This is a genomic window from Pseudovibrio sp. W74 (assembly GCF_001623085.1).
Taxonomy (GTDB): domain Bacteria; phylum Pseudomonadota; class Alphaproteobacteria; order Rhizobiales; family Stappiaceae; genus Pseudovibrio.
The window spans coordinates 38,368-51,032 of the sequence record NZ_LMCJ01000021.1; the positions used below are offsets into that span (position 1 = coordinate 38,368).

9 protein-coding genes are annotated in these 12,665 nt (G+C 53.0%); 6 read left to right on the forward strand and 3 right to left on the reverse strand.

Annotation, left to right across the window (positions count from 1 at the left end; all coding sequences use genetic code 11):
- From PsW74_RS14795 to wecB, 5 genes are all read left to right on the forward strand, one after another.
- Positions 1-982 (forward strand): CaiB/BaiF CoA-transferase family protein (locus PsW74_RS14795; RefSeq protein WP_208987997.1); only part of this gene is annotated, 982 nt, incomplete at its 5' end.
- 174 nt (positions 983-1,156) lie between these two features.
- Positions 1,157-2,626, forward strand: coding sequence for a glycosyltransferase (locus PsW74_RS14800; RefSeq protein ID WP_063288765.1), 1,470 nt, complete (start codon positions 1,157-1,159; stop codon positions 2,624-2,626).
- Positions 2,623-6,315 carry a tetratricopeptide repeat protein gene (locus PsW74_RS14805; protein ID WP_082830579.1) on the forward strand — a complete coding sequence of 1,231 codons (3,693 nt, stop codon included), beginning with the start codon at positions 2,623-2,625 and terminating at the stop codon, positions 6,313-6,315. Before PsW74_RS14800 ends, PsW74_RS14805 begins: the two co-directional genes overlap by 4 nt.
- Entirely contained in the window at positions 6,266-7,351 is a 1,086-nt protein-coding gene (locus PsW74_RS14810) for a DUF4434 domain-containing protein (RefSeq protein ID WP_208987998.1), read from the forward strand. The genes PsW74_RS14805 and PsW74_RS14810 overlap by 50 nt, the downstream gene beginning before the upstream one ends.
- 24 nt (positions 7,352-7,375) lie before the next feature.
- On the forward strand, positions 7,376-8,521 hold the full coding sequence (wecB, locus tag PsW74_RS14815) for a UDP-N-acetylglucosamine 2-epimerase (non-hydrolyzing) (RefSeq protein ID WP_063288766.1): 1,146 nt from the start codon (positions 7,376-7,378) through the stop codon (positions 8,519-8,521).
- 170 nt (positions 8,522-8,691) lie between these two features.
- Here wecB and PsW74_RS14820 read toward each other — a convergent pair whose 3' ends face one another.
- Positions 8,692-9,531, reverse strand: a complete 840-nt coding sequence (locus tag PsW74_RS14820; RefSeq protein WP_082830580.1) for an SDR family NAD(P)-dependent oxidoreductase — start codon at positions 9,529-9,531, stop codon at positions 8,692-8,694.
- Positions 9,532-9,694: 163 nt separating this feature from the next.
- On the opposite strand from PsW74_RS14820, the gene PsW74_RS14825 reads away from it, so the two are divergent.
- The gene (locus PsW74_RS14825; RefSeq protein WP_057461164.1) at positions 9,695-10,159 is read left to right on the forward strand and encodes a MarR family transcriptional regulator; all 465 of its coding nucleotides are present in this window, start codon (positions 9,695-9,697) and stop codon (positions 10,157-10,159) included.
- A 94-nt stretch (positions 10,160-10,253) separates the two neighbouring features.
- Here PsW74_RS14825 and PsW74_RS14830 read toward each other — a convergent pair whose 3' ends face one another.
- The gene (locus PsW74_RS14830) at positions 10,254-11,270 is read right to left on the reverse strand and encodes a zinc-dependent alcohol dehydrogenase (protein ID WP_057461165.1); all 1,017 of its coding nucleotides are present in this window, start codon (positions 11,268-11,270) and stop codon (positions 10,254-10,256) included.
- 515 nt (positions 11,271-11,785) lie between these two features.
- Entirely contained in the window at positions 11,786-12,631 is an 846-nt protein-coding gene (locus tag PsW74_RS14835; protein ID WP_082830581.1) for a CoA ester lyase, read from the reverse strand.
- Between the last annotated feature and the right edge of the window lie 34 nt (positions 12,632-12,665).

Consider the following 12,665-nt stretch of genomic DNA (forward strand, 5'->3'; position numbering starts at 1 on the left):
CCGCAGAGGCAAGAAGTCCATCGCGCTCAACATGAAGAGCGAAGAGGCAGTCAAAGTCTTCTTCTCCCTCGTTGAGAAAGCCGACATCCTGATCGAAGGCTTCCGCCCCGGCGTAATGGAGCGCCTTGGCCTTGGGCCGGACGAATGCCTCACGAAGAACCCGGGCCTGATCTATGGCCGCATGACCGGCTGGGGGCAGGACGGGCCATTAGCTCATTCCGCCGGCCACGACCTCAATTACCTCGCCATGACCGGCATGCTCCACGCCATTGGTGAAGAAAGCCGCCCACCAGTCCCACCGCTCAACATGGCGGCAGACTACGGCGGCGGGTCCATGTTCCTGCTGCTGGGTGTGCTGTCAGCATTGTTTGAGCGCACCAGAAGCGGCAAAGGGCAGGTGATCGATGCAGCCATGGTCGACGGCGTGCCAGCCATGATGGGGCTGATCTACTCCCTGCTGGGTCGCGGGCTTTGGCAGGACAAACGCCAAACGAACCTGCTGGATGGCGGCGCTCCGTTCTATCGCTGCTATGAAACCTCAGATGGCCGCTATCTGTCCGTCGGTTCTCTGGAGCCCCAGTTCTTCGCTTTGCTGCTAAAAGGGCTGGACCTCCCGCAAGAGCTTTCCAAGATCCAGATGAACATGAAAGAATGGCCTCAACTGGAAGAGCAAATCGGCACTGCCATCAAGGCGAATACGCTGGACCACTGGACCGGCGTCTTTGCGGGAACTGACGCTTGCGTTGCCCCTGTGCTCTCCATTGAGGAGGCAAACGCAGCCTCTCTCAACACCGAGCGCGGCAACCGCATCCGCCTCAACGGCGTCACCCAGGCAGCACCCGCACCGCGCTTCAGCCGCACAGTTCCGCAAACACCTGAACCAGCAGGAAGAACCGGAGACGATACTGCACAGGTTTTACAGCAGCTTGGTTTCTCTGAAGCGGATATCGTTGATATGCAAAAGAGTAAAACTTTGGCCTGAATCTGCGACAATTAACGATGCGAAACAAACTGTAAACGGAGGGGGCCTCAGCACTCCCTCCCACGTCATAACTGCCTCAGCCCAATCCTCTGAGCACATCCCATGACTGAGGACATTCTCTCGAATCTCCTAGGGTAACTTTAATCAGGTTACTGCGAAGGAGTGCACCAGAGTATGCTGGTAACAGATGCATTTGTATTATTGTTTCTTGTTACGCAGGGCCTCTTTCTCGTCGCCTCATACGTTTTTGCTGTATCTGGCGCAGATGACCTGTTCGTTGACACCCTCTATTACACCTTTGTCGCCTGGTATCGCGGCCCATTAGTGGGCAGAACTGAAGAACGCCTGTTTGAAGAAACAGGGCACGTCCCACCCAGACCGCTGGCCATCATGTTGCCCGCGTGGGATGAAGCCACAATCCTCTATCCCGCCGTCACAGGCATCATGCGCAGGCTGGACTATCCATCCTATTGGATCTTCATCGGTGTCTACCCCAATGATGAAGCCACACAGAAGGCTGCAAATCGTCTGGCAGCCGAACATGACAATTTGCGTGTCGTTACCACCAACAATGACGGCCCAACCTGCAAAGCCGACTGCGTCAACACCATCATTGCCGAAATAGAGAGGTTCGAACAGGAACAGAACATCTCCTTTGCCGGCATCGTCATGCAGGACGCCGAAGACATCCTCAACCCAAACGCTCTACACATCTTCAACGCCAGCCTTGAACTTGCTGATGTGGTGCAACTGCCTGTGCTCTCCTTACCCCGTAGACGCCGGAACCTGACAGCTGGCCACTATATGGACGAGTTTGCTGAGTTCCATTCCAAGGAAGTTCTCGTCAGGGGCTTCTTGACCGGAACAGTTCCGGGCGCTGGTGTTGGCACCTGCTACTCCAAGAAAACCATCGAGACAGCCAAATCCATCTCCGGCACAGATGAAAACGGCATACCGGAAGTCTTCAACATTGGCTCCTTGACGGAAGACTACGACCTCGCCATGCGGCTCACAGGGAAGGGGCTCACCCACCGCCTGCTCTGGGTCCACCCGGCAAAGAAAAGCGATCACACAGACTTTGCAGTCACGCAGGAGCTGTTTCCCTCCGGCTTCTGGCAAAGCGTACGCCAGAAAACCCGCTGGACCATCGGCATCGCGTTTCAGGGCTGGGCACAGCTGGGGTGGAAAGGAGGGCTCGCTGATAAATACTTTTATTGGCGCGACAGGAAGATGGTGTTCTTCAGCCATGCCATCATCATCGGGTACATCTCGCTTTTCTTCTACTGGGGCCTTCGCCTCTATGAGCGTCTGGCACCGGATGCCTACCATTTGCCGCCACTTCTGCCAGAAGACAGCCCATTTTGGTATGTAATCTGGTTCAACGTGCTCCTGCTCGCCCACCGCCTTATCCAGCGCCATATCTGGACAGGTTACCATTATGGTCTGCGTGCATTGGCACCTGTGACCCTGCGCTACTTCGTATCCATCATCATCAACTACATCGCCATGATGCGCGCCATCAAAACATGGATCCGGCATCTGGGCACCGGCGAAGTCATCGGTTGGGACAAGACCGCTCATGACTATCCGGAGGAAGAAAGTCTGGAGCTTGCAATTCCTGTAGAGCAGGAAGCACAAACATGACCCGGCCCCAAACGCCCCACAACACACGTGGAAATGCCAACCGAAACTCGGCATTCTATCTGCTGTGGGTCATCATGTTTGCGCTTGGCTTATCCATCCCAACACAATCGCAAAATCCAGCACCGCCTTCACAGAGAGCCAGCCCTGCGCCTTACACTCTCCAGCAAAAAGACGAGTACTACATCAGCTTGCTGAAGGACCGACAGGACAGCCAATCCCTGCTGCAAAGCACATGGCGTGGCTACCGCTCCTATCCCTTGCTGGACCTTGCCTACCGCCTGCTGGCAGAGGGGCGAAGTGAAGATGCGCTGAAAGAACTGGATGAGCTGCTGAAACAAGACCCTGATCATCTTGTGGCCCGCTGGCAAAAAATCCAGCTGCTCATCGGCCTCAATCGCCCGATCGCAGCAATTGACCAATTAGAGATCCTCCAATCTCAAGCCCCCGCTTTCAGCCGCGGCTATCTTTCGCTCGGCCACCTGCAAATGCTCACGGGCGAGTATGCGGAAGCCTTTGATGATTTCCGGCTGGCGATAGAGACTGGCAAATTACTGCCGAGCAACCGAGAGGAAGCCCTCGCAGGCGCAGCAGAAGCAGCCATCAAGCTTGGCAAAACCAAGGAAGCTCTCCATGCACTGAACATTTTGCGGGAATTGGGCGCTGCCACCCCAAGACAAAGGCTCATCAGAGCGGATCTTTTGCGCAACTTCAATCAGCTGGAAGAAGCCCGAAGCGAATGGGACGAGCTTTCCAAGCTGGACAACGCACCAAGAACCCAGCGCACAGCAATTTTGAACGAAGCCTTCCTCTTTCTTGCGCAAGGCAAAGACGAAGAAGCCTACCGCTTGCTGCTGCGTGGTGAAATGAATGGACTGTTTACGGGCCGCCAATCCTCCGCTTTAGAACAACGCACATTCGCCAGAGCTCTGGCCGCCAGCGCGCTCAATTCTGGTCATCTGGATGAGTTACTGAGCTTCCTCAACCCCGGGCGCATTGATCAACTGGGACTGTCCACGCGCGTTCAGCTGGCCTACGCTCTGGTGAAAAAAGGCTCCAGCGCCGAGGCAGAAATGGCGCTTCTGACAGCGGATGGCAGGATCCTCGACACCAAAGCCTCTGGCCCGGAAGAAGCCGCCAACTACTATCTGGCACTGGCAGACATCGCCATTCGCGCAGGAGATGATACCAGAGCGGTCACCGCAGGCCGATTGCTGATCAAACTCACCCGAAGCCCGGAATACGGCCTGCAACTCAGTATGCTCGCTCTTAACAACGGCTGGGAAACACAAGCCATCAACGCGCTGGTGGAACTGCGCGCCATCACCCAGTTTACCGACCAGCAGAAATCTCCGGAAGCCTGGGTCGAGTTATTGCAAACCCTTTCAGATCTGGCACGGCGGGCAGGGGATCTGGATCTCGCCAATCAGGTTCTCAAAGAAGCTGAAACGTTGATGCCCAACTGGCGCATCACAGCAAAAAGAGGGCAGGTCGCCCTGCTCTCCAACCATCACCGCATCGCTTCCGCTGTTCTTCAGGATGCTCTTGCACGAGCCCAAAGAGCCCGTGCTGACGGCGCCTTCAACGAAAACGACAAGAAAGCCTATGCACGTCTTCTGTTTGATCTGGCAGCCGTCTCTGCAACCAATGAAGACTGGACCAGCACGCTTGACTATCTGATCGCGGACTGGAAGCTGCAACCGGACCCGACACTGGTTCTGCCAGCATATCTCATGCTCAAGGAAAGCACCGCAGAAGGCATCACAGCACGCATGTGGCTGAACTACGTTTTCAGCTACACCAACACTGCAAACCTGTCAGAGGAAAGCAAAGACATGTTTGCCATGGCTTTCCTCTCACTGGCGCGCCTCTTGAAAACAGAAGGGCAACTTCAGGAAGCCGTGAAAATGTACCGCCAGTCACTGCGACTGGCCCCAACTGCGGAAACCCGTTTAGAAGCTGCTTATCTTGCACTGGAGCTCAATCACCCCAAAAGAGCTCTCATGTTGCTGCAACAACTGGACCAGACCAAAAACACAGATGCGATCTTGGCGATCAGGTGCGAGGCCTACCGCGTGCTTGACCGCAATCTTGAGGCCCTGACATGCGCGCAACAGGAACTTCAGGCTCAGCCCATGAATGCAGACAAGCATCTGACACTGGCCAGCCTCTATCTGCGACTGGGAGACAAAAAGAAAGCCAGAGAGGAACTACAGCAAGCGTATGAACTCAGCCCAAACCTCGCCACTGCAAGCCAGCTTGGCTTCCTCTATCAGGAGCTGGGAGAGTATGAGGCTGCGGAAGACTGGTTTCTGGAATCTTTTGAAGAGCATGACGATCAGAGCGCTGGCATGGCACTGCTCTACCTCAACCTGCGCCAGATGGACTATGATGAGGCAGCACACCTCCTTGCCAAACTGGATGTCTCAAAGCTCTCTCAAGAGCAAATGGCCGGCTACTACGCCGCCCGGGCCCAGCTCACGCTCCATCAGGGCAATCAGTCGCCAGAAGCACTGGCAAGCGCTCTGGTGGACCTGCGCAAGGCACGGTCCATCGCCTCGACACCGGACATTCGCTTTTCCGTAGTTCAGGTTCTGTTCCAGCTGGATCTGCTAGAGGAAGCAGAGGCTGAATATGAAAAACTGCCGCCAGCCGACCTTAAAAACCCGGCAACACTCGCTTTGGGTGGATACCTTGCCCGCGCTCAGGGCGACAATGATCTGGCAGTCACCCGCTTTGAAACCTCACTGGAGGAAAAACCAGATCAGGCGAACCTGCAGGAAGATCTGGCCTATACCTATCTGGCAGCCTTTGAAAACAAGAAGGCCGCAGACCTGTTTCGCAAGCGGATTGATGTGCTGCACCAGCATCAGCGCAACATTTATGAACAGGACAAGCTGGAGCGTTTCCAGCGCCAGCTCCGCATTCTGGAAATCCCAATCAGCTTTCTGTTCTTCGATGGAGCCAGCCCGTCACGGCAGGATGAGGAGGAGTTTGCAGGCGCCATCCTTGGCATCCCATCCAGCAGCCCGTTCGGCTCACTGGAAGTGGCATGGCGACCTCCGGTCATAGGTTATCAGAATGGCCGCGTCTTCGAGATCATCGCCCGTGCCCAGTGGCTCAACCAACGCTACAGCTTCCGCCCGGACCCTGACACCTACCAGACCATCGTCGGCCTACGCTTCAAGCCTCTCATGACGCAAAACCTGAAAATCGGTCTGGAGCGGTTCTTCAAAGGCGGCAGCATCACAGAAGACAACTGGCTGGGGAGGGTGCTTTGGTCCTTCACCCGCGGCAACGACTTCCTCCCGCTCTACGATTTTTACTCCGGTGAGCCTCTCGACAAAGAACCCTACATCAGCCTGTATCTGGAAGGTGGTCGTTTCTTCGAAAAGGAAAAAACCATTCTATTCTATGGAGATGGCCGACTTGGTTACACTTTTAGGCTCGATCCTAACCTGATTTTGTCGCCCTTTGCGTATTCCATAGGGAGCGGAAACTGGAACTCCCAAACCAGCGCTGTGGCGATCGAGGCAGGGCTGGGAGCATCTTTGAAGTGGAGAGGGTGGTACACCGAGGCCTATGGTGACCTGCTTCAGCTGGAAGTGTTCGGGCGTGTAGGACACGAAGTATTAAACACAGATGACAGTGAGACCAGCCGAGTGCTTCTCGGGCTTCAAGCAAACTTCTAAACTCTTCGTTCTTGGGGTGTTCTGCCTCGCTCTCATCACATTCATGATGATCTTTAAAGCCTATGCGCGGCAGGATTCCGGCACCAAGGAATGTATTCCTATACACATGAGCTTCATCCAACCGTGGGGCGATGAATATTTTCCTAACCCTAGATTATGGCGCAGTGAACTCCTTTCACATCAACGACTTGGCATAAACGAAGCCATCCTCCAGTGGACTGTTTGGGGCAGCGATCTTCAGGGGGAAATCAAGCTACCACTCTGGCTCGAAGCTGCAATCATGGGCGCGGATGAAGCCGGAGCCAAACTCTGGTTCGGCCTGCGGTATGATCCAACGTTCATGGAGAAGCTGCAAAAAGATGGCCAAGCCTATCTGGACAATCGCTTAGCGGAAACCGAAAAACTCGCCACCGCGATAAAGGCGCAGATCAGCTATACCGCTCATCCCACTGAGGTTTTTGCTGGCTGGTATATACCAGATGAAATTGATGGCAATCTGCTGTTGGATAGCAAGCTCAAACAACTCGTCACCGGATACACCAAACAAACCCGCGCAATCTTGAACCGCATCCTCCCGGGGCCTGTTGCCATCTCTGGATACACCGATTTGAAGACCATTCCACGAAAACTGGCCACACAATGGAACAAACTCATGGCGAAATCATCCATGGACATTCTATTGCTGCAGGATGGGCTAGGGGCCAAGCTTATGGAACCTTATTCCAGCCGCAACCTGCAACGCGCCATCAGCGCCGCCTTCAGCACACAAGATCACACGGTTATTCCGGTGGTGGAAATCTTCGAGATCGACCCGAGAACAGCAGATTTCAGCACAATTCCAACCACGCTCGGCACCATGAAAAGCCGTCTGAAGAACGCAAGATTTTCGCCCGCACAGCCGCTGGCCTTGTTCTCGTTGTCCAGCCACATTCTGAAATTCGACAATAAACACAGCCGAGATATCAAAGAGTTCCTTACAGAAAACGCTCATATCTGCGGCAGAAACACACTGGCAAATGCGGAATCTGCCGAATAACTCACAAGGACAGTAGCGCATAGGATGAAAGAGCCAGAGATCATCGGAGCGGGTCCGAACAAAGTGCTATGCATCATTGGCACCCGCCCAGAAGCTATAAAAATGGCGCCGGTCATCTCTGCAATCGCAAACTGCTCGAACCTGCACGCCCATGTTCTAATGACAGGCCAGCACCGCGACATTGCATCCAAAGCTCTGGAATCATTTGATATCCACCAGATCAACTGGCTCGACGTATCCAGCACCAGTCACAGGCTGGCCGATCAGGCTGGCGAACTGCTCAAAGGCATAAACGCATACATTGCGGTACATCATCCCAAATACGCATTGGTCCACGGCGACACCACAACAGGCTTCGTCGGCGCGCTGGCCAGTTTTTACAGCGCCATTCCAGTCGGCCATGTGGAAGCCGGATTGCGCAGTGGTGAGCTGCGGGATCCATTTCCCGAGGAAGCCAACCGACGATTGGCAGACCAACTGTGCCATAGGCTGTTCGCACCAACATCCATCGCCAAAGACAACTTGCTGCGTGAAGGCCTGAGCAACGACAAAATCCTCACCACAGGAAACACGGTGGTCGACGCCGTTCGACATCTGGCACAGAAGATCAAACCGGCACGCGAGCTCGACGAACTGAAAGATGTTCTGGGGCCGCAAAAGCGATTGGTGCTGGTGACCACACATAGACGCGAAAATTGGGGCGATCCCATGCGCCGCATCTGCCAGGCCATAAAACGCATCACAGAAGCGCATGAGGATCTGCAAGTCATTTTGCCAGTCCATCCAAATCCGGTCGTCAAAGACATGATCGAATCCGAACTCAAAAATACACCGCGCATCCATCTGGTCACGCCATTGTCCTATGAAGCGCTCATCGCACTAGAACGTGACGCCGATCTGATCCTGACCGACAGCGGCGGCATACAGGAAGAAGCACCGGAGTTTGGAACGCCGCTGCTGATCCTGCGCAAAACCACAGAGCGACCAGAAGCATTGACCAACGGCCTTGCAAAACTTGTCGGCACATGTGAGCAAACCATCACGGATGAAGCCACGCACATCTTGAAATGCAAACACACAAAAATCGACCGCCAAAACCCGTTCGGCGATGGCCATGCATCACAGCGCATAGCAACGGCCGTAGAAAGCCACATAAACTCAGCAGACTAGCTTCATTCTGGCCTTTACCATTTAAGTTCCATAATCTACCTTATGCGTATTTCATATATAGGGCCCGTGCGAAGGTATCTTTGTCCTTCGCACCTCTAAAATGTCCGCTCTTCAGGTCTGCGATATTGTCATAATGCAGCTCTCAGGCATGGCACACGACCTTTAGGCAATCAAAAGTAAGCTTCAGTAAGCTGTTCGAGTTGATCCCAAAGAGCCGCTGATTTTTGATAATCCATACTGGCATCTCCATCAGGCAAATCCATAAGGCCCCAGACGTTGTGCCAATAAGTTCCGCTGGGAACATCTTGCGTAGCTGCAATAAGAGCAGCCTGCGCCCCGAGTTCTTCCGATATCAGCAGTCTTTTGGCCAACCAGCTTCTAAGCCCGCCTTGCTCAGCAAACCCACCAAAACCGCTCAAAATAACCCCGGGATGAACAGCATAGCTATTGAGAGCCGGATAGCGTTTCGCGAGCTCCCGCATCTGCCATAAATTACCCAGTTTGCTGCCACCATAAACCCTGTTGCTTGAGTAGTTTAGCGGGTTCATATCACAGGTTTGGGCCATGATATAGGCGTCTCCCGATGTCATCACAATGCGTGCATCCTCCGCAAACTTGCCTTGCTCCATCAGAAACCGATACAGCAGATGATGACCTAAGACATTGACTGCAAAGGTCATTTCAATATCGTCCGAGGCCATTTTGTGATCATACAATATAACACCCGAGTTGCAGATCAATATATCAATTTTCTGGTCCCCCACCTTACCAACTGCATCCGCCACAGACTGCAAGCATGATAGATCACACTTAACTTGCTGGAGGTCTGAGTCCCCTCTATTCCCCTGAGAGATGCCGCGGGACAAAGACACAACCTTGGCGCCTCGTGCAATCAATCCGCGGGAAACATACTCGCCGACACCCGCTGATCCACCTGTTATCAGAACAGTTTTCCCGTCAAGTCGTGGTCCAGGAGGACACATACGCGTTCTCGCCCCCTGACGAAACATACACCGTAAAAGGCGGAAAAAACTGGTTTTGGAGGGTCTATATGGGGTGAGGTCTATGGACACTTTTTTATCCTTGTTTACAGTCGGTCAAGATTGATTGACCATAATACTTGACTAGATTAATAATCCAGTCAAGTATTATCTGTAACACCTCGGATACGTGATGACTCAGTTTGATTTCGCCCCAGAATCCCAAAAGGCAACCATTCAGACAGCGCATCTGCTGTTGCAGCAAGCCGCTCGCCTTCGACAGAAGCTACAAACGGCAGTGACTGAGGCGTGTGATCTGACCTTGTCAGAAAAAGAGCTTCTTGGACGCGTCCAGCAATCAGGAGGCGAAGTGCGGATGAGTGATATTTCCAGTGCTCTGATGTTCACCGAAGGTGGCGCAACAAAGATCATCGGCCGGCTGGAGAAGCAAGGCCTCGTCACGCGGCATCGCTCGCAAGAGGATAAACGGGTTATCCTGATCAACATCACAGAGGAAGGCGAAAGCAAACTCGCAACCGCTCTCAGCGCCATGGCGAATGTCGCCTATCCGCTTTTGAGCAAGGTGTATTCTGAAGAAGAATGTGCCCAGATGAGCCGCCTGCTGGAGAAGCTTGGTGCGCATCCCGACCTGTTATGAGCGAGTTTCTAACGGTCTCACCAGGTACGCTTAGACAAGCAAATGCCGCAGAACCAGATTTGGCATCTGCGGCATTCATTCGTCTTCTCAGGCTTTAAAAGTCCATCACAATACGACCATCAATTTTGCCGTTACGCATACGATCGAAGATGTCATTGACGTTGTCGAGCGGCTCTGTAGTGTAATGCGCCGCCACCTGGCCTTCACCAGCAAACTCTAATGACTCCCGCAGATCATTTCGCGTACCCACAATGGAACCACGTAATGTTTTGCGGTTGAGCACCATATCAAAGATGTTGAGTGGAAAGTCCTCAGGAGGCAAACCAACAAGGCTCATAGTGCCGCCACGAGCCAACATGCCAACACCTTGCTGGAAGCTCTTGCCAGCCACTGCTGTGACCAACACGCCCTCAGCACCACCGCCAGCTTGCACTTCAGCCACCGGATCGCACTTGAAGGCATTCAGCGTCATATCCGCGCCAAGTGATCTTGCAAGCTCCAGTTTGTCCTCTGCAATATCAACCGCAATCACATGCAAGCCCATGGCCTTGGCGTACTGAACAGCCAGATGCCCCAAACCGCCAATACCAGAAATCACAACCGTTTGTCCCGGTTTTGTCTCCGTTTCCTTCAGCCCCTTGTAAACGGTTACACCTGCGCACAGAATTGGTGCTGCAGGTGCAAATTCAAGTTCCTTCGGCAAATGAGCGACGAAATTCGGGTCAGCCAAAGCATATTCTGCAAAGCTGCCATTGACGCTGTAACCCGTGTTTTGCTGGCTTTCACATAAAGTTTCCCAGCCATCAACACAGTGACGACAGCAGCGGCAAGCAGTGTGAAGCCAAGGAATTCCAACGCGATCCCCCTCTTTCACCGAAGTGACATTCCGGCCTTTCTCAACCACAATGCCCACGCCTTCATGGCCCGGAATAAAGGCTGGTGTCGGCTTGACTGGCCAGTCACCTTCAACAGCGTGAAGGTCGGTGTGGCACACGCCAGTGGCCTCAATTTTCACCAGAACACTGTCATCATTTACTGTAGGCTTTTCAACTTCACACACGTCCAACGGTGCACCAAACTCGCGCACAACGGCCGCTCTCATCATAGACATGACGGGCTCCTTGACCTGTTCGGGCCGCAGCGGCCCAGATGTATACAGGGAAAGCTAAATTTTGCAAATGCAGGTATGCAGCACCAGCATTCAACCCGAGCCTAACAAACCTCTAGCCAAGTATAAAAGAGATGATATTTCAAGGATGCAAGCGCGGTTAACAACGTTTCTCGCCAGTCACTCAAAGTTAAAAAGGCTTGTTCTTTAATACAAAACCCGCGGACGACAATCAGGTGTATTCAAGGACATACATTTCCGTAACTTAGGCTAACTACGTAGCTTTTAGGCGATTTCACCTGAGATCATTTCATCGTCATGAGTCGGGCGGAGACCAGACACTCTCCCCCTACTCCATGTAACACCACAAAACACTTGTCTCCACCTAACAATACCAAGTATAAATCAAATGTATGCATAAGGTAGATTATGGAATTACTTACTATTATTCTATTTTAATACAGTGATGATAAGTATTGCGTCATTTAAATACTTAAGTTTCTAACAGATAGTTCATACTATGGATGATCATCACCATCACTCAGGCCAAGTAAACGTCTTGCGCGTAAGATCACAGGTGCATCGACCATCTTGCCATCAACAACAAACGCGCCTTGTCCTGTTGTATCCTTTTGCTTTTCAAGCACATTCAAGGCCCACTGAACTTCCTCATCACTTGGTTCAAAGCACGAATTGACAACGCTGACTTGAGAAGGATGAATGGCAAACTTGCCGTTATATCCCATATCTCGCGCATTGCGGGCTTCATCTTCAAGTCCTTCAGGGTCATTGAAGTCTAAATACACGCCATCAATCGCCCAAAGATGGTTCTGAACGGCTGCATTCAGCAGCTGTCCACGGGGCCAAACAAGACTATTCCAGCCCATAGTGCCGCCTGTCTCTGCCGTGTAGTCCGCATACCCAAAGGCCAGTGCATGAAGCGGTGCATGAGTTGAGGCAATCGCTTCTGCGTTAGACAGTCCCGCTGGCGTTTCCAACAACGCGCACACCCGCACCATCTCCTTGCCAGGATGGCCCTGCAGCAGATGCTCAAGTTGCTCCAGATCACGCGGGCTTTCGCATTTGGGCAGAAATATCCAGTCTGGCAGGTGCGCCAGGTCCAGCAGGCACAACACATCTTCCAGTCCATCCGGCGTGCTCATCGATGAGATACGAATACCGATTTCACAGGCCTCATGCTCGCGGATTTCATCTTGAAGGCCGCGCAGCAGATCTCTAGCTGCTGGCTTTTGCTTTTCAGAAACACCGTCTTCAAGGTCAAGCACCACACACCCTGCTCCCGATGCTGTCGCCTTCGGGAAAAGATGGGCTTTATCTGCAGGTAAGAATAACAGGCTCTTCATACCGGAACTCCAACTTAATCCATTGATGCCGTTA

Coding starts and splice junctions, on each gene's coding strand:
- PsW74_RS14835 (WP_082830581.1), bottom strand. CDS start 12,631: ATGAAGAGCCTGTTATTCTTACCTGCAGATAAAGCCCATCTTTTCCCG.
- PsW74_RS14825 (WP_057461164.1), top strand. CDS start 9,695: ATGACTCAGTTTGATTTCGCCCCAGAATCCCAAAAGGCAACCATTCAG.
- PsW74_RS14830 (WP_057461165.1), bottom strand. CDS start 11,270: ATGTCTATGATGAGAGCGGCCGTTGTGCGCGAGTTTGGTGCACCGTTG.
- PsW74_RS14820 (WP_082830580.1), bottom strand. CDS start 9,531: ATGTTTCGTCAGGGGGCGAGAACGCGTATGTGTCCTCCTGGACCACGA.
- wecB (WP_063288766.1), top strand. CDS start 7,376: ATGAAAGAGCCAGAGATCATCGGAGCGGGTCCGAACAAAGTGCTATGC.
- PsW74_RS14805 (WP_082830579.1), top strand. CDS start 2,623: ATGACCCGGCCCCAAACGCCCCACAACACACGTGGAAATGCCAACCGA.
- PsW74_RS14810 (WP_208987998.1), top strand. CDS start 6,266: ATGACAGTGAGACCAGCCGAGTGCTTCTCGGGCTTCAAGCAAACTTCT.
- PsW74_RS14800 (WP_063288765.1), top strand. CDS start 1,157: ATGCTGGTAACAGATGCATTTGTATTATTGTTTCTTGTTACGCAGGGC.